Origin of the sequence: Gilliamella sp. G0441, from assembly GCF_050589305.1 — a bacterium.
GTDB lineage: Bacteria > Pseudomonadota > Gammaproteobacteria > Enterobacterales > Orbaceae > Gilliamella.
In genome coordinates, this window is the sequence record NZ_JBNRJF010000001.1 from 329,337 (window position 1) to 348,248 (window position 18,912).

Consider the following 18,912-nt stretch of genomic DNA (forward strand, 5'->3'; position numbering starts at 1 on the left):
AATAATGAGTGGTCTAAAACCGTCGTTAAACGGTCATTTATTTTTACAAAAAATACAATTGGCACTTATAGTCCTAATAATTCTTTGAGAGATTTAAGATAACGGCGGCTTACAGGAACAGAGACATCATTTATTAAAATAATATTTACACCCGTTGACTCATTAAACCGAATCTCTTTCAATTTTTTTAAATTTACCAGATACTGTCTGTGACAACGAATTAGTGGTGTTTTATCTTCTAAAGTTTTTAATGTTAATTCCGTAAAGTATTCCACATTATTCTGATTAAATACATAAATTCCGCTTACTTTCGAAGAGACATAAAATACATCATTCAAATTAAGTAGATAAATGCGATTATGACCAATACAGGGAATATATTTTAAATTCTGTTCAATTTGATTAATTGGATTCGATAAGCAGCGATGATGTAAACGACTAAGCGTTTTACTCAACCTTTGTTTATCTACTGGTTTTAATAAATAATCAAAAGCTTGTTCTTCAAAAGCTTTGACGGCAAATTCGCTATAGGCTGTTAAAAAAACAATACTTGGCATGGTATCAGGATCAAGCATAGATAACATCTCAAACCCATTAATCTTAGGCATTTGAATATCCAAAAAAACCACATCGGGTTCTAAGCGATGAATTTCGCGGATTGCTTCCATTGCATTACTACACTCTGCAACGACATTTATTTCAGAATCATTTTCAAGTAAGCAACGTAGATTTTCACGCGCAAGAAGTTCATCATCAACGATAATTACATTTAACATTCAATATTTGCATCCTCTTGCAATGGCAATGACAAGGTAACTTTTGTATATTCATCTGGTTGGCACTGAATCTTTATACCATACTTTTCACCATAACGAATATGAATTCTTTTATCGACCAAATTTAGCCCTAACCCTTTGACATCTTTTTTGTCTTCACAATAATTACCAGCATTATCGATAACGACTAAAATTAGCGAAAAGTTATGTGTATAAGCCGTTATCGTTACTTTTCCACTACTGATTAATTGTGATGTTCCATGTTTAATAGCATTTTCAACAATTGGTTGTAATGTAAAGGCAGGTAATTGTGCATGTTCTAAATCAGGTGGAATATTAATTTCAATAGAGAGTTGATCCATAAAACGCATTTTTTCAATTTGTAAATAAGCGTTGACATGCTCAATCTCATCTTTAAGGGTAACGATTTCATTTGTTCTTTTAAGATTTTTTCGAAAGAATGTAGATAAATTTTGTACCAGTTGAGAAGCTTGATCTTTATCTCGTCGAATAACTGCCAGAAGCGTGTTTAATGCATTAAACAAAAAGTGAGGATTTACTTGAGCATGTAATAGTTTAATTTCTGTTTTGGATAATAATTGTTTGTAATGCTCATTTTGACCAGCCAATATTTGCGCTGACAATAAACTGGCTATTCCTTCACCAAGTGTTCGATTGATTGAACTAAATAAGGTATTTTTTGCTTCATATAATTTAATTGTACCCACTACCGTATTATTTTCTCCACGCAGTGGTATAACAAGGGTAGATCCTAAACGGCAAGATTTATTGATTGAACATTGATAAGGTAAATGAGCACCATCAAGGTATTGAACCTCATTTTTTTCAATTGCTTCTAATGTATTATGGGAAGTGATAGGAGTCCCTGGTAAATGATGATCATCACCAATACCAATAAAAGCTAATATCTTTTCACGATCGGTGATAGAAACCGCACCTATATCCAATTCTTTGTAAATAATTTCGGCAACCTTGGTACTATTTTCTTGATTAAAACCGTCTCGCAATAAACCTTCTGTACTGACTGCAATTTGTAAAGCTTTAGCGGAAAAAGCTGAAGTATAGCGTTCAAAAATCGCTCGTCTATCCAACAGAATTCGCATAAACATCGCCGAACCGATGCTATTTGCCACAATCATAGGGGCAGCTATACTTTGAACAGCATGTAAAACTGTTTCGAAAGGTCGTGAAATTAACAACACTAAAATCATTTCAAGAGACTCAACTAATAGTCCTAAAACGCCAACTAAAAGAGGATTATAAATGAGATCTACACGACCTTTTTTCATTAATACATAATGAAGAAATCCACTAATTAAACCAATTAAAATGGTGGATAACATACAACTTTCAGCAGTTATTCCACCTAATGTATAGCGATGAATCCCTCCAGTCACCCCGACTAAAAATCCGACCATAGGGCCACCAAGAAGCCCTCCTAAAATCGCACCAATAGCACGGGTATTTGCTATAGTATCTTCAATATGAAGTCCAAAATAGCTACCCATAATACAAAACAGAGAGAAGATAAAATAACACACTAATTTATGCGGCAAATGTACAGTGACTTGCATAAGAGGAATAACAATAGGCGTTTTACTTAGTAAATATGCAATCACTAAATAAACACACATTTGTTGTAAAAGTTGTAGAATCAAATCAAATTCAAGCATAAATCAAATCGCTAAAACAATTCACACATAATAAAGGGCGATGGATTGATAAAGTAGTTTAATTGTCAAGTAATGTAAAAGTTTGGACATTTTTTGTCGTTGAATCAAAACCAACAAACACGTTAAACTTACCTGGTTCAGCGACAAATTGCATTTTATCATTCCAAAACTTCAACATTTCAGGCGTTATGACAAATTTCACTTCTGCTTTTTCATGTGATTTTAACGTTACTTTTTCAAAACCCTTTAATTCTTTTACTGGTCTACTTACCGAAGCGGTAATATCTTGTAGATATAGTTGCACAATTTGCGTTCCTTCTCTATCTCCCGTATTCTCAACAATAGCAGTGACAGTTAAGTTACCATCTTGTTTCATTTCATTTGTCGATAACACAAAATTTATCGAAAAATCAGTATAATTTAAGCCATATCCGAAAGGAAATAATGGCTCATTTGGGCTATCAAAATAGGATGTGGTATATTTACCCATGTTTATCGTTCCTCTCGGACGCCCTGTATTTAAATGGCTATAATAAACTGGTATTTGACCAACATTTCTTGGAAATGACATAGGTAGTTTTCCTGATGGGTTGTAATCACCGAATAAAACATCAGCTATTGCATTTCCACCTTCGGTTCCTAAAAACCACGTTTCAAGCATTGCATCTGCCTGTTGGAACTCATCAACTAATGTTAAAGGACGTCCATTCATTAATGCAATAACAAGCGGTTTACCCGTTGCTTTTAATGCAGTAAGCAACCTTTTTTGGCTAGCAGCGAGCGATAAATCTGTTCGTCTTGAAGATTCATGTGCCATTCCTTGAGCTTCACCAACAAATGCGACAATAACATCTGCATTTTTAGCTGATTCAATTGCTTCATCAAGCATCACATTAACCGGTCTTGAATCAAATTTTGTTGCAACATCATACAGATTTAAAAAATTAAACAATTCAGGGTCATCAGAAAGATTTGCCCCAAATGCATAACTGATGGCTTTTGGATCGTTGACGGCAAGTTTAATTCCTTCTAAAGGAGTCACCGCTAAATTGGCTCGACCAGCCGCCGACCAACTACCCAAGATATCCCGTTTTGAATCTGCAAGAGGCCCAATTACAGCTATTTTTTGATTTTTAGATAAAGGTAAAAGATTGTGCTCATTTTTTAATAGAACGATACTACGACGAGCAACATCTCTCGCATCTTCTCGATGCAAACGATTGTCAGCAAACATGGTTTCAATATCTAAATTTGGATCTAAATTACGATGAGCGTTTTTAAACAATCCCATATCATATTTGAGTTCCAAAACATGACGACAAGCATTGTTAATTTCATCTTCACTCAGCAAGCCTTGTTCGACAAGTTCAGGAATGAACTGGAGAAAAAACTCGTCATTCATACTCACATCAATACCAGCTTTGATTGCGACTCGAACAGCATCTTTGGCATCGCTGGCAACACCATGATTAATGAGTTCCCGAATTGCACCATGGTCGCTAATAACAACCCCATTAAAATGCCATTGATTACGCAAAACATCAGTCAAAAGCCAATGATTAGCTGTTGCAGGAATACCATTAACACTAGCCAGAGAAACCATAATTGCTCGGCTTCCTGCGTCTATGGCGCCTTTATAAGGAACTAAATATTCTTGAAACATTTTACGCTCACTCATATCGGTACTGTTGTATTCTCGACCGCCTTCTACTGCACCATAAAGTGCAAAATGTTTGACCGTTGTTACCAATGATTTTGTGTCTGTTAAGGACTGTTTTTGCATCTGTTCAACGAATATGCGTCCAGCTTCTGAAGTCAGATAAGGATCTTCACCAAATCCTTCTGACACTCTACCCCATCTAGGATCTCGACTAAGATCAACCATTGGAGCCCAAGTAATATTCAAGCCATCCGATGTAGCCTCATCAGCTGAGACTTGTGCCACTTTAGCGATTGCCTCTCGATCCCAAGTTGATGCTATGCCTAAATTAATCGGGAAAATGGTGCGATGACCATGTATTATATCAAATCCTAATAATAAGGGGATTTTATGCGGTGATTTTAACGCACGATCCTGCATGTTTGATAAGTCAGGCTCGACGATAGTATTGAAAATTCCACCTATTTCGCCTGCCTCAATTTGGTCTAATACCTTATCTAAACTTAATTCGCCTCCCACACTAATTAAACGTAGTTGACCAACTTTCTGTTTAATCGTCATTTTTGATAATAATTCATCAATAAAAACTTTTTTAGACTCACTACTATTAATAGCAAGAATAAAATTAGAGAAAAGAGATAAAGTTAAAAATAAGATTATTTTTTTCATTGTTTTGTTATCAATTTTTTTCATTGTAAAGAATTTTATAAAGATAGAATAACGTAATAACAAAAAAAAATCTCAATCTTTACTAAATTTGTATTAGTGATATATTTTTTGACGTTTATAAGGAAGAATTAGATTAATGTATTGTAATGAATAATTTGAAATTAGCGATAACCTGAGCATTTAATTTAACTTGCCGACATTATCGGCAAGTTGACAGACCATTAATCCCTAAAATTGGTAAATTGAAAAGGTTGACCTAGTTCACCATTTTTAACCAAAGCCATCGTTGATTGTAAATCGTCTCGTGATTTTCCGGTAACACGAACTTGGTCACCCTGAACTTGAGCTTGAACTTTGATTTTACTGTCTTTGATAAGTTTCACAATTTTTTTGGCTAACTCTTTATCGATACCTTGTTTTAGCTTTACAGTGATACTATAAAGTTTGCCACTATGCTCCATTTCTTCAGGAATGTCCAAAGCCCCTCCGTCTATTCCACGCTTAGTAAGCTTATCACGTAGAATATCCAGCAATTGCTGTACTTGAAATTCAGATTGACTGGTCGCTTTTATTGTTTCATTTTTTTCATCCAATTCGAATGAAGCTTCAACATTTTTAAAATCCCAACGAGTCGTTAATTCACGCGTTGCATTATCTACACCATTTTTTACTTCTGGCATTTGAATTTCTGACACAATATCAAAAGAAGGCATAAATTCTCCTCTTCAAATGTTTATAACTTAATTAGATTGATACGCTGCCACTAACAAAAGTTAGCGGCAGATTAGAAGTGATTAATTGAATTAATCTATAGTACGAAGTAATTCGTTGATACCAACTTTACCAAGCGTTTTAGCATCAACTTTTTTAACAATAACAGCACAATAAAGGCTATATTTACCATCTTTAGTCGGTAAGTTACCTGATACAACAACTGAACCAGCAGGCACTCGACCATAATAAACTTCGCCTGTAGCACGATCATAAATTTTGGTACTTTGTCCAATAAATACACCCATTGAAATAACAGAACCTTCTTCAACAATCACGCCTTCTACAATTTCGCTGCGAGCACCGATAAAGCAGTTATCTTCAATAATGGTCGGATTTGCTTGCAATGGTTCTAACACGCCACCTATTCCAACACCACCTGACAAATGAACATTTTTACCAATTTGAGCACATGAACCAACAGTTACCCAAGTATCAACCATCGTGCCTTCATCAACATACGCACCGATATTCACATAAGATGGCATTAATACAGTATTACGAGCAACATATGCCCCTTTACGTGCTATTGCCGATGGAACAACACGAAAACCTTCTTGCGCAAATCTGGTTTCATCATAATCAGCGAATTTTAATGGAACTTTATCATAATAATTTGTCGGACCGCCATTGATAAGTTTATTTTCATTAATACGAAACGAGAGCAATACCGCTTTTTTTAACCATTGATGTGTTACCCACTCACCATTAATTTTTTCAGCAACACGCATTTTACCGCTATCTAATAAATGAATACATTGATTGATAGCATCTCGTGTAAGGGTATCGACATTCGATGGTGTAATTTCAGCGCGACGCTCAAATGCAGCGTCAATAATAGTTTGTAAATGTTGCATCTCTTGTTTCCTTTAACTTTGAAGTCCGTAAACAAATTAAAATAGGCAAACAGTATATTATAATAAATGGCACTTTTTAAGCGGTTTGTCATATTATCTTAATATCCTTTGTAAAAAACAGATTAAATTTGTGCACTACTGCTCATTAAACTAAATAAAAACGACGCTTGATGATTTGATTTATAAAATCAATATTATTTATTGTTTATTTGATAAATTATGCAGGCTTCTGGTTATTCATTATTAGAAATATTAGTTATCATTTGCATCGGTGCCATTTTAGTTTCAATTGGAATACCACATTGGAAAACACTACAACTGCGTGAAGAACTGGTATCCACCACTAAGCAATTAGCCTATTTTCTAAACGAGGTTCAAATTAAGGCAAATACCTATAACGATACTTATCATTTTTATCTTTTTTCATCCCCATGGTGCTTAGTTGCGAGTAAACAAGAAGATTCATCTTCTTGTTTAGAAGAAGAACTAAAATTTATAAAACCTGAAAATTCAGTTGAAATAAGTGGGTTAACAGATAAAAAAACCATTTCATTTTGGGGGCGACGAAATATGGCACAAACCGGCTCTTTGATACTTCGCAATCAAATAGGTGAAACAAAAGTTTTAATTTCCTTTCGAGGTAGAATTCGCTTTTGCTACGAAACAGGCTATTTATCAGGTTTGCCACCATGTTGAAAAATCAGGGGTTTTCACTGCTTGAAATGATAATCAGTATGCTAATATTAAATCTAATTATTACGGGTACCTCTATGTTTTATAAACAATTACATGCAACTAACATGAATTATTATTTAAACACTCATCTGGAACAAAATATTGAGCAAGCTATTTCAGGATTATTTAAAGACATCAAACGAGCGGGATTTATCGCTAACTCACCATCCAAAATTAATCAAAAATCAATTGAAATTAATGATAACAATAACTGTATCATTATCCGTTATGATAGCGAAATTCGTCATGATTGGATTAACGATCCACAACACCTAAATAATTCAGATATATTTAGTTATCGTTATTACCAAAATAATCTTGAATACAAAACTGGGGCAATGAATTGCCATGGTACAAATTGGCAGAAAATATTCGATCCAAATGATATAAAAGTAACAAAATTTGTCATAAAACAAAATAACAATACTATCGAAATGACTTTAGCTGCAGAATTAAAAAAACATCATCATATTAGTCATCAGATATTTAAAATCATTAGAAATGAAAATAGATTATAAAACGCCTAATCAATTCGGATTTAGTGCTATTGTTTTAGTGATGATTTTAATGATAATTGGCTTAACGCTATTAACCGATTTTAATTCTTTGGTTACCTCATGGCAAAAAACTATCCTAATAGAAAAAGACCATTATCAACAATTTAATACCGCAAGATCCTCTTTACACTGGGCGAAAACGCAAAAATGGGATGTGCCTACTGCGAATTGGCAATGCAAAGAAGAGGTTAATTTACACTTAAAGACTTGCATTAAAAAATCGAAATTAAAAATAGGTAATTTTACTTTAGTTCGAGGTGAAGCAGATAAACTTTATTTATATGAGTTAGCTTCATTTAATAACAATAAATTAATTATCGATAAAGGAAATTGGCTTGATTACTGCCCAGAAAAAAAACACAGTGATTGTGAATAATAAACATACCAATGGTTTTAGTATTATTGAGGTGATGATTGCATCATTGATATTTTCACTATTTCTAATTGGGTTTATGAATATTCAAAAAAAACTATTGGATAAACATCATTATTTAAAAAATAAATTACAAGCGGATCAAATTGCTTTTCAGCTACTTGATAGCTATCCTTTTGTCCCTCAGCATATTATTCCAAAAGGTTGGGAATACAGTGTACAAAGACAAACTTATAATAATCAATGTACACTTGTAAAAGTGATTATCAATACATCCCAAAATAATAAAAGTCAACAACAAAGACTGTTTTGCAATTAAATAATCGCACTCAGTTAATTCATTATAAAATCATGCAAAATTTCTAAAACTTGTTCTGTTTTCTCAGCATGAACATTATGACCAGCCCCTGCAACAGTGACTATTTTTGCATTAGGAAATTGTGCCATAATGGTATTCACATATTCATCTGTTATGTATGTTGAATTTTCGCCTCGTATAAAAAGTATGGGTTTTTTACAAGGTTCACCATTGTTATGCCAATCACATAGATCGGAATATTGTTTAACGATAATTCTAGAATTAAATAACCAGTGTCCGTCTTTGAATGATTTTAATAAAAAATAGCTCGTGGCTAAATCAATGCCTTGTTGTTTCATAATATCCATAATGTGTTTTTTATCAGTCACCTGTTGCAAATCACATTGTTTTAACGCTTCGATTACATTGAGATTGGGGGACTTAACATATTTAACTGGTGCAATATCAATAACCACAACTTTTTCGATAACATCCGGGATTATTTGCATTAATTGCATAGCAACTTTCCCTCCCATTGAATGGCCAACAACAATCAAATTTTTTAATTGTAAATGCTGACATAGTGTCGCCACATCTTCTGCCATAACCTCATAATTCATCTCATTTGACCATGGTGAAAGCCCATGATTACGCAGATCAACTTGAACCGTTTGAAAATTTAAAACGAACTCTTTAGCAAGCATATTTAAATTATCCAAACTGCCAAACATACCGTGCAAAAATAAAATGGGTTGCCCATTACCTTGGATTTTATAGTTTAATTTCATTATTTCTCTCAGTTAATTAATTTTTTTATAAAAAATTCCATGCTAAACATGGCTAGCAATTAGTAATTAATTCAGTAACAACAAAAGATATAAGTATGTTAGAATTTAATACTATTTTTTTCATTATATATTAAGTCATATGTTTCAAAATAACCCACTACTCGCACAATTAAAACAAGAACTTCATCAACAAACACCTCGAATTGAAGGTACTATTCGAGCACACGAAAAAGGATTCGGTTTTCTGGATGTTGATGTTAAAACTAGTTATTTTATACCAATGGCTAAAATGAAAACTGTTTGTCATGGCGACAAAGTTTCAGGAATCGTTGTCAAAAATAATGACAAAGAATCTTTTGAGCCTGAAATATTGATTGAAAGTGCTTTAGAAAAATTTATTGGTCGAATTGGATTCCAAGAACGTTCAATGGTTATTTATCCTGAAAATATGCCGAGCAATTTCGCTATACCCTGCAAAATAAGTAATCATATCCAACAAAAATTAAAGGAAAACGACTGGGTGGTTGCAACGCTTACTACACATCCTTTAAAAGAAGGTCGTCAAAAGAACTTTTTTGCTCATGTCACCGATTTTATTATTGAAGATGATTCTATTTTTAAATTATGGTTCAAGACTCTAGCTCGTTATAATTTAGAAAGAGTAGCACCCACAGCAGACAATTTATCAATCAACGCAAAAGAGCTTGAAAATCGTCAAGATTTAACAGATGTCTGCTTTTTTACTATAGATAGTCAAGATACTCAAGATATGGATGATGCCATTGCTATATCTCAAGATGAAAACGGTAATTATGATTTAAAAGTAGCCATTGCCGATCCCACTGCATTTATATCACAAGACAGTACCACCGATAAAATTGCAAAAGAGAGAAGTTTTACGACTTATTTGCCAGATTTTAATATACCAATGTTACCTAAAGAGTTAGCTGATGATTTATGCTCTTTAAAAGCAAATATGAAACGCCCAGCCTTAGTATGTCAGATAAAACTGGATCAATCTGGAAATATCTTGCAGGACAATATTTCCTTTACTACTGCTTGGATTGAATCTAAAGCAAAACTTTCTTATCACAATGTTTCGGACTTTTTAGAAAATAATGAAAAATTATCATCGGATGTGCCATCTTTATCAGGACAACTTAAGCTATTAGCCGATCTAGCTAATATTCGCTTTAATTGGCGACAAAAGAATGCGCTTGTTTTTAAAGATATAAGCGACTATCGTTTTCAACTTGATGAAAATCGGCAAGTAAAAGGTATAATCAAAGAGCCACGCCGTATTGCAAATCAAATTGTTGAAGAAGCAATGGTTATTGCAAATCAAGCATTAACCATGTTATTACAAGATAAAATTGGATTTGGTATCTTTAATATTCATACCGGATTTGATACCAAATATATCGATCAGATTGTAAAAACACTCGCTGACCATGGTATTGCAGATTTCAATAAAGAATACCTAACCAGCTTTGAAGGATATAAAACACTTCGACGATTAATTGATAATAATCCTTTTTTAACAACTCGATTACGTAAATATCAAACCCCCGCTGATTTTTCGATTGAAGCACAGCCTCATTTTGGTATGGGATTCAATGCTTATGCAACTTGGACATCACCAATCCGTAAATATGGAGATATTGTTAATCATCGTTTAATTAAAGCTTATCTGCGTAATGAAGAATTGATTTCACCTGATAAAGAACAACTTAAAAACATGAATGAAAGGCGAAAAATGTTAAGATTTGCTGAACGTGATATGGCTGAAAATCTTTATGCTCAATACTTATCAAATAAAGTAGGAGAAACATTTAATGCTGAAATTGTCGATATAAATCGGGGCGGTGCACGCGTTAGACTTACCGACATCGGTGCTTTTGCTTTTCTACCTTTGTCGATGTTACATCCTGTTAAAGAAGAGATTATATCGCTACCAGAAGAAGGACTTATCAAAATTAACGATACAATACGTTATCAACTCGCTGATAATATATCTGTGTCAATTTATCAAATCAAGACCGAAAATCAATCAATTATTGCAAAGATAACAAACAACGAATAATCAATAAGTAATAAATATGATGTCAAAATTGCTACACAACTTGTTTTTACTTAAAACTGCTGTTTTTTAGAAATTTGACATCGTATATTGACGATAATTTAACGATTTAACTCTTTTTTTTCTATATAAGATCTGTTATCTTTTTGGAATTACTATCAAAAAGAGTGATAAATTGTATTAAGAGGAAGTTATGTTATCAATTCATGGGCACGAAGTTCTACACATGATGGAAGGAAATAATTACACAGAATCATCTTTACTGGAAGCTATTGAACAACGATTTGGCAAAGATGCAAAATTTCATACCTGCTCAAAGACTGATATGGATGCGAAACAGCTGATTTCTTTTTTAAAAACTAAAGGAAAATTTTTACCTATAACAAATAGAGAATTTACAGTAAATAGAGAAAAAATCTGTCATCATTAATTCTTTAAAATTGTGCGAAATTTCATTTCACTTTTTTACAAAAAAATTATCGTGTGTTTAAAAAAATATGAGTATATAATTTTTGCGCTAACATTAGTTAACCTGCCCATAAATTACAACTCAAGAATATAATCATGGAATTTTATATATGAAAATAAGTAATATTTTGACATGCGCCATTGTTTCTATTCTTGTTTCAAGTTGCGCCTTAAACTTTTTTCCATCGCTTCAAAGTGATAAACAAATTAGTAAAACAGAAGAACTAAATCTTTTAAAAAAACAGTCAGAGAAAAATAATACTTTTGTTGTTAATGCCAAAAACCAATTAGCCCAACTTATAGGAAACAAAAATTTCGACAATTATATTATTAAAAATGGCATTCTAAACTGTAAAAATAATGAAAATCAATCATTTTGCGTATTAAATTTTTATCTCAATGAATATTATAAACTGAAATATGATTTACAATTAAAGAAAATAACAGAACAAAACCAAGTTGAACGTGAAATTGAACTTAATAAAATAAAAGCTACTGATAGCAATATTAAAAATTATTGTCAGCTTAGTGCCGATTTTATGTCAGCAATTTATACACAAGATACGGCTAAAATTTCCAGTTATTATCAACCACTTTTTAAAATGTCTGAAGCAGATTTAACCCATTTGTATGGCAAAATCAATAAAGATAATTATTCACACTTTTTGATTGAGCAAAACCCAACTATTCTTTTTGAAATGAAGAGCGATTATGTTGAAAAATGCTTAACTGATCCTAAAAATAATATTATTAATTATCTCAACATTTTTAGACAAAACTAATGTGAGCGTTATATGAACAATTTATTGCCTTTAAATCAATCTAGTAAGATTTTTACCTGCAAAATATTGGGTATTCTTACTGCCTCGTTGATTAGTTTTTCTTCGTGGGCATTTTCATTCGATGACGTGATAAAAAAAGCTGAAGATTTATCACATAAAGCTTACGAACAACCATCGAAAAATTTACCAAAAGAGTTATCATCACTTCAATTTGCCGATTATCAAAAAATTGCTTTTAATCATCAGAAGGCCTATTGGGGAAATCAAAAAACACGCTTTAAACTTGAGTTCTATCATGAAGGTATGTATTTTGATACACCAGTTAAAATAAATGAAATTGTGAACAATCAAGTCGAAGAAATTAAGTATGATCCTAGTTATTTCGATCTTAGCCAACTTCATTTAGATAAACTTGATACCAAACATCTTGGTTTTGCCGGATTCAAAGTTCATTATCCAATCAACTCACCGACTAAAACTGATGATGAAATATTTACCGCACTTGGAGGTAGTTATTTCAGAGCCGTAGGTAAGAACCAAATATATGGTTTGTCTGCAAGAGGGCTTGCGCTCGACACAGGAGAAATTACCGGTGAAGAATTTCCTCGTTTTAAAGAGTTTTGGCTTGAAAGACCAGAACCAAACCAAAAGCATTTAGTCATTTATGCATTACTCGACTCACCTAGTGTAACTGGAGCATATAAAATCACGTTAATACCAAGTGTAGATACAACTGTGACAGTGGAAGCTAAAGTTTTTTTTCGATCATCTGTTAAAAAACTTGGTGTAGCACCTTTAACCAGTATGTTTTTGTATGGACCAAATCAGCCTTCACCAATATTAAACTATCGTCCAGCTATGCATGATTCAAATGGATTATCTATTTTAGCCAACAATAATGAATGGATATGGCGACCATTAAATAATCCTAAACGACTATCTTTTTCTTCTTATAGCCTAGAAAGCCCGAAATCTTTTGGTTTAATTCAGCGAGACAAAGGCTTTGATGATTTCCAAGATCTTGATGATCACTATGAAAAACGTCCTAGTGTTTGGGTTGAAATTTTAGGGGATTGGCAAAAAGGTCGAGTTGAACTCGTTGAAATTCCTACCGCTGATGAAACCAATGATAACATTGTCACTTTCTGGGTACCTAAAAAGCACTATGACGCAGGTGATATTCTTGATATAAAATATCGCTTACATTATTCTCTCAATGAACTTCAACGTTATCCAAGTAATATAGCCAGAGCAATTAGCACTCGTTTATCCTTAGGTGACATTAAACAAGCTAATTTGATTCGTAAACTTGATGGTTCTAATGCTTATGTCATTGACTTTGCAGGGCCACAATTGTCCAATCAAGATCCGGTTAAAGTAATTTCAAGTATTAACAATGGTTCAATCGTCAGTACTGAATCACAATACAACTCTTTCACCAAAGGTTGGCGTGTAATTGTACGATTTAATGTTGAAGATAGTAAAAAACCAACTGACATTCGTATTCAATTAGCTTCTGAAAAAACCAACGAGATTTTATCTGAAACTTGGAGCGGTCAATATCCTGCACAATAAAGATAATCAAATGAAAAAAAATTACTTTTCTAATACTTCTGACACCGAGAATTGGTGTCAGATAGCAAAAAACAGTGAAATGCCATCTAATGATGCCGCATTTTTAAAATATCGCTTAAACAAAATCAGTGATACTGAAACGTTCATTGATGATAGGCAGCAACTCCCTACTTACCCTAAACTTGAACGTGTTCCGGTTCAACCTCAGCTTTGGAATAAACCTTATAAAGCAAAATTAAAACCTAAAACAAGTTTAATTGCTCTTTTCCGCCGCTTGGTCATGTTTTTTCTTATTGTCATTCAAACCTATGTAGGCACAAGCTATCTATCTTCACTATTACCTTATCAAAGTTGGCAAAAAATCAACTTTATGGCTAATTGGGAATTAAACCCTGAATTAGCAATTTATAGCGTAATTCCCTATATCATCCAAGGATTTATTATTGCGTTATTTGCCATACTGTTTTTGTGGATTTCTATTGGTTTTTGGACCAGTATAATGGGACTAATTTTAGCTATCATAGGAAAAGATCGTTATACGATCCCAATCCCTAGCGATCCTGCGTCTCATATTGACAACACTCATCGAACAGCACTTGTTATGCCAATTTGTAATGAAGATGTTGCACGTGTATTTGCTGGATTAGAGGCGACTTATCAATCATTAGTTGAAACGGGTCACGCTAAACATTGTGATTTTTATATTCTAAGTGATACCAACGATCCGGATCTTTATATTAATGAGCTTAAAGCATGGACTGATTTTAATGCCCAAAAAGAAGATAATGGTTGTAATATTTTTTATCGTCATCGCAAACGCCGTGTAAAACGTAAAAGTGGTAATATTGATGATTTTTGTCGTCGTTGGGGACATTTATATGAGTATATGATGATTCTCGATGCAGACAGCATTATGACCGGTGATTGTATTTTAAAAATGATCGCCATGATGGAGATGACGCCAAACGCAGGTATTTTACAATCACCACCAAAGTCAGTCAGAATGAAAACCCTATATGGACGAATTCAACAATTCGCCAATCAAATTTATAGCGACATATTCTGTTCAGGAACCCACTTTTGGCAATTAAATGAAGCCCAATATTGGGGACATAATGCAATGATTCGTTTAAAACCTTTTATTGAACACTGTATTTTATCCCCACTACAAAAACGTAAAGGTCCACTTCATATATTGTCACATGATCTCGTTGAAGCTTCATTAATGCGACGAGCAGGTTATGGCGTTTGGATAGCTTATAATTTACATGGAAGTTTTGAAGAGCTTCCTGGCAATATGATCGAAGATCTAAAACGAGATAACCGTTGGTGTATGGGGAACTTAATCAACTTAAGATTAATCTTCAAAAGTGGAATTACACTAACCCATCGAGTCATGTTTGCCACCAGTGGTATGGCTTACATTTCATCTCTATTATGGTTAGTATTTTTAATCTTTTCTACCCTACTTTTATTGGTGTTTAATTTCTCTGAACCCCAATATTTTTATCAATCTAATCAATTTTATCCCACTTGGCCTAAATGGGATGAACAGTTAGCAATAAGACTATTATCGACGACATTAATATTATTATTTGCACCAAAATTCTTTAGCTACGGCATTATTCTTGTCAGAACAAGAGCTAAGGATGTTGGTGGTATTTTTAAATTAACGTTGTCTATCATTATAGAAATGATTTGGTCAATGATTTTAGCGCCAATTCGTATGATATTTCACAGTAAATTTGTAGTTAAAGCTTGGTTAGGTAGCAAAATTCAATGGAAATCACCTTCAAGAAATGATGATTCTCTCACTTGGGGTGAATCATTCTACTTTTGCTGGCCATTGTCATTATTAGGAATTGTTTGGTTAGGTGTAATCATTTGGCTTAATCCTCAATTTACCTATTGGTATATAGCCATTTTAATACCATTAACAATTTCTCCGTTAGTAATTAGAATTTCCGGACTTTCAAGTATTGGTATGAAAGCAAAAAAAGCCGGATTATTTTTAACACCAGAAGAAACACATCCAGCTAGAGTTGTAGAACTAACAGGAGAGTATTTAGTCAAAACAGAAGCAGCGTCTGTTGAACACGGTTTTATCATGGCATTAATTGATCCTGTTTATAATGCACTTGCTTGCGCATTATCGACTTCTCGTCATTTAAAGAATGATAAAAATCAGCTTCTGCGAGATGAACTGATTAAACACTATGAAAATACTGATCTTGAAAAAATTACTAAAGAACAACAACTAGCAATTTTAGAAGACCCATTCATTCTTTCTGCTTTACATTGCCATGTATGGCAACAACAAGAAAGATACGACAATTTGTTCCTAATATGGCAAAATGAACGTCAATATTAATAAATAGGGCTTAAGCCCTATTTTCCTTTTTTTGTAAATAACCAAACTTCATGGATTTTTTATGACTTGGCAACCTTCTGCATCTATCAATAATCTTCTTAAACGAGCAAAAATTGTGTCTCAAGTAAGACAATTCTTTGCTGACCGTTGTATTTTAGAAGTCGAAACTCCAACCTTAAGTCAATATGCCGTCACTGATGTACATTTGAGTTCATTTGATAGCATGTTTTTCAAACCTGGAGAATTTGAGCCATCTGAAGGGCAAAAAATGACCCTGATCACCAGTCCCGAATACCATATGAAACGCTTACTTGCGGCGGGCAGTGGTCCAATCTATCAAATCTGTAAATCCTTTCGTAATCATGAAGAAGTGAGCCGAATTCACAACCCGGAATTTACCATGCTTGAATGGTATCGAATACAATTTGATATGATGCAAATGATTAACGAAGTCGATGATCTTTTACAATTTATCTTAGATTGTGAACCCGCAGAAAGGATCTCATACCAAAAAGCCTTTCAACGACATTTGAATATTGATCCTCTTGAGGCAGATCACCAAACTTTAATTAATGCAGCAAACCAGCTGGATATGGGTATTAAGACCGATGATTATGATCGAGATTCATTATTACAGTGCTTGTTTACTTTAGGTGTTGAACCTCATATTGGGCAAGATAAACCTATTGCTGTATTTAATTTCCCCGCTTCACAAGCTGCCCTAGCCGTTATTAGCCAAGAAGATCATCGTGTTGCTAGTCGCTTTGAGTTTTATTATAAAGGCGTTGAGCTAGCGAATGGATTTAAAGAACTGACAAATGCGCAAGAACAAAAGCTACGATTTGAACAAAATAATCAAGACCGTATTAAACTGAACTTACCACAACAAAACATTGATATTGAATTATTAGCGGCGATGGAGGCTGGTTTACCTGATTGTGCCGGAGTCGCTATAGGGTTAGATCGTTTAATTATGCTAGCGCTTGATGCTCAGAGCCTAGCGGATGTTGTATCATTTACTTTTGATAGGGCTTAATTATGTTGAATGCATTAAGCCTAACTGATTGGATAGCAATTTTATTTAGCTTGGTATCATTGATTTTATTGATTATCCTTTTTAAATGCCAATTAACAAATACCAATTTGAAACAACTATTTGAAATTCAATTGTCTCAAAAAAAAGAGGAATTACAAACTTTAGCCAAGCAAGTGATGCAATTAGAAAACGAGTTGAATCAATATCGCCAACAACATGTTGCCCAAAATATGAAAATTAGCGAGCTGAAAACTCGCTTAGAAGAAACACTTAATTCAGCGCATGAACGACAAACGATACTTGAGCAAAGCGAGCAACGTCTCACTACGCAATTTGAAAACCTTGCTAACCGTATTTTTGAGCACAGTGGCAAAAAAATTGAACAACAAAATAAACAAAGTTTAGATTTTTTATTGTCACCACTTAAAGACCAGCTAGAAAGCTTTAAAAAACAAGTCCAAGATAGTTTTGGTCAAGAAGCGAAAGAGCGTCATACACTGACACACGAAATTCGTAATTTGCAGCAACTCAATGAGCTTATGACTAAAGAAGCGATTAATCTTACCAATGCCTTAAAAGGAAATAATAAAACTCAAGGAAATTGGGGTGAATTTATCCTCAGCCAAATTTTGGATAATTCTGGATTACGTTTAGGTTATGAATATGAAACACAAGTAAATCTAACCAATGACGATAATCAACGATTACAGCCTGATGTCATTGTACATTTACCTCAAGGTGGTGATGTTGTGATTGATTCAAAAGTCACCCTTGTTGCTTATGAACGCTATTTTAATAGTGAAGATGACGTCATCAAAGCTAAAGCTATGTCAGACCACTTGATAGCTGTCCGTAATCATCTTAAACAACTTAGCCAAAAAGACTACCATAAACTGATTGGGATTAATTCTTTAGACTATATTTTAATGTTTATTCCAGTCGAACCTGCTTTTTTATGTGCTATAGATCAGGATCCGTCATTAATCAATGACGCACTAAAAAATAATATTATGATAGTCAGTCCAACCACACTTTTAGTGGCATTGCGAACTATTCATAATTTATGGCGATTTGAGTATCAAAACCGCAACGCTGAGTTGATCGCCGATAGAGCAAGTAAACTCTATGATAAAGTCCGTGGTTTTGTTGAAGATATGGAAAATCTAGGCAACTGTATAGACAAAGCTCAACAAACCTTTCAAAGTTCAATGAATAAACTGTCTAAAGGTCGGGGTAATGTAATTGGACAAATCGAAAAATTCCGTGAACTTGGAGTTGAAGTAAAAAAACCGATCAATCCAGACCTAGCACTGCTCTCAATGGATGAGTTAGAGCGTACAGATGATAAAATTTCAAATTAGTCATCCTAAATCAAGGATTAACAATGCTATAAGTTAAAAATTGCTAAATACCAGAATATAC

General features: G+C 33.6%; 17 protein-coding genes. 11 read left to right on the forward strand and 6 right to left on the reverse strand.

What is annotated here, in order from left to right; genetic code table 11:
* Positions 1-65: 65 nt before the first annotated feature.
* The 5 genes from btsR to dapD form a co-directional block, all read right to left on the reverse strand.
* Positions 66-776: a two-component system response regulator BtsR gene (gene btsR / locus ACKJXD_RS01405; protein WP_220215443.1), complete on the reverse strand. Its 711-nt coding sequence runs from the start codon at positions 774-776 to the stop codon at positions 66-68.
* Positions 770-2,470: a sensor histidine kinase gene (locus ACKJXD_RS01410; RefSeq protein WP_220215444.1), complete on the reverse strand. Its 1,701-nt coding sequence runs from the start codon at positions 2,468-2,470 to the stop codon at positions 770-772. Before ACKJXD_RS01410 ends, btsR begins: the two co-directional genes overlap by 7 nt.
* 58 nt (positions 2,471-2,528) lie before the next feature.
* Positions 2,529-4,799 (reverse strand): beta-glucosidase BglX, encoded by a 2,271-nt coding sequence (gene bglX / locus ACKJXD_RS01415; RefSeq protein ID WP_430875316.1) that lies wholly within the window; start codon positions 4,797-4,799, stop codon positions 2,529-2,531.
* A gap of 221 nt (positions 4,800-5,020) precedes the next feature.
* The gene (locus ACKJXD_RS01420) at positions 5,021-5,512 is read right to left on the reverse strand and encodes a YajQ family cyclic di-GMP-binding protein (RefSeq protein ID WP_220215446.1); all 492 of its coding nucleotides are present in this window, start codon (positions 5,510-5,512) and stop codon (positions 5,021-5,023) included.
* 90 nt (positions 5,513-5,602) lie between these two features.
* On the reverse strand, positions 5,603-6,427 hold the full coding sequence (dapD, locus tag ACKJXD_RS01425; RefSeq protein WP_220215447.1) for a 2,3,4,5-tetrahydropyridine-2,6-dicarboxylate N-succinyltransferase: 825 nt from the start codon (positions 6,425-6,427) through the stop codon (positions 5,603-5,605).
* Between the two features lie 219 nt (positions 6,428-6,646).
* Here dapD and ACKJXD_RS01430 point away from each other — a divergent pair, with 219 nt between their 5' ends.
* From ACKJXD_RS01430 to ACKJXD_RS01445, 4 genes are read left to right on the forward strand one after another with little or no spacing between them, the layout of a single operon-like run.
* Positions 6,647-7,123 carry a hypothetical protein gene (locus ACKJXD_RS01430; protein WP_220215448.1) on the forward strand — a complete coding sequence of 159 codons (477 nt, stop codon included), beginning with the start codon at positions 6,647-6,649 and terminating at the stop codon, positions 7,121-7,123.
* Entirely contained in the window at positions 7,117-7,680 is a 564-nt protein-coding gene (locus tag ACKJXD_RS01435) for a prepilin peptidase-dependent protein (RefSeq protein WP_294825841.1), read from the forward strand. Before ACKJXD_RS01430 ends, ACKJXD_RS01435 begins: the two co-directional genes overlap by 7 nt.
* On the forward strand, positions 7,664-8,095 hold the full coding sequence (locus ACKJXD_RS01440; protein ID WP_430875317.1) for a DUF2509 family protein: 432 nt from the start codon (positions 7,664-7,666) through the stop codon (positions 8,093-8,095). The genes ACKJXD_RS01435 and ACKJXD_RS01440 overlap by 17 nt, the downstream gene beginning before the upstream one ends.
* Positions 8,055-8,411 (forward strand): prepilin-type N-terminal cleavage/methylation domain-containing protein, encoded by a 357-nt coding sequence (locus ACKJXD_RS01445; RefSeq protein ID WP_430875318.1) that lies wholly within the window; start codon positions 8,055-8,057, stop codon positions 8,409-8,411. Before ACKJXD_RS01440 ends, ACKJXD_RS01445 begins: the two co-directional genes overlap by 41 nt.
* 14 nt (positions 8,412-8,425) lie before the next feature.
* Here ACKJXD_RS01445 and ACKJXD_RS01450 read toward each other — a convergent pair whose 3' ends face one another.
* Entirely contained in the window at positions 8,426-9,178 is a 753-nt protein-coding gene (locus ACKJXD_RS01450; RefSeq protein WP_430875319.1) for an alpha/beta fold hydrolase, read from the reverse strand.
* Positions 9,179-9,317: 139 nt separating this feature from the next.
* On the opposite strand from ACKJXD_RS01450, the gene ACKJXD_RS01455 reads away from it, so the two are divergent.
* The 7 genes from ACKJXD_RS01455 (at position 9,318) to rmuC (ending at position 18,851) form a co-directional block, all read left to right on the forward strand.
* Positions 9,318-11,261 (forward strand): exoribonuclease II, encoded by a 1,944-nt coding sequence (locus tag ACKJXD_RS01455; RefSeq protein ID WP_430875320.1) that lies wholly within the window; start codon positions 9,318-9,320, stop codon positions 11,259-11,261.
* 190 nt (positions 11,262-11,451) lie between these two features.
* Complete coding sequence (locus ACKJXD_RS01460; RefSeq protein WP_220215454.1) at positions 11,452-11,688, forward strand: YecH family metal-binding protein; 237 nt, start codon at positions 11,452-11,454, stop codon at positions 11,686-11,688.
* Between the two features lie 148 nt (positions 11,689-11,836).
* On the forward strand, positions 11,837-12,508 hold the full coding sequence (locus ACKJXD_RS01465; RefSeq protein WP_430875321.1) for a hypothetical protein: 672 nt from the start codon (positions 11,837-11,839) through the stop codon (positions 12,506-12,508).
* A 12-nt stretch (positions 12,509-12,520) separates the two neighbouring features.
* The gene (locus tag ACKJXD_RS01470) at positions 12,521-14,083 is read left to right on the forward strand and encodes a glucan biosynthesis protein G (protein WP_220215456.1); all 1,563 of its coding nucleotides are present in this window, start codon (positions 12,521-12,523) and stop codon (positions 14,081-14,083) included.
* 10 nt (positions 14,084-14,093) lie between these two features.
* Complete coding sequence (gene mdoH / locus ACKJXD_RS01475) at positions 14,094-16,454, forward strand: glucans biosynthesis glucosyltransferase MdoH (protein ID WP_220215457.1); 2,361 nt, start codon at positions 14,094-14,096, stop codon at positions 16,452-16,454.
* Between the two features lie 61 nt (positions 16,455-16,515).
* On the forward strand, positions 16,516-17,490 hold the full coding sequence (epmA, locus tag ACKJXD_RS01480; protein ID WP_430875322.1) for an elongation factor P--(R)-beta-lysine ligase: 975 nt from the start codon (positions 16,516-16,518) through the stop codon (positions 17,488-17,490).
* 2 nt (positions 17,491-17,492) lie between these two features.
* Entirely contained in the window at positions 17,493-18,851 is a 1,359-nt protein-coding gene (gene rmuC, locus ACKJXD_RS01485; protein ID WP_430875323.1) for a DNA recombination protein RmuC, read from the forward strand.
* The last annotated feature ends 61 nt before the right edge of the window (positions 18,852-18,912 follow it).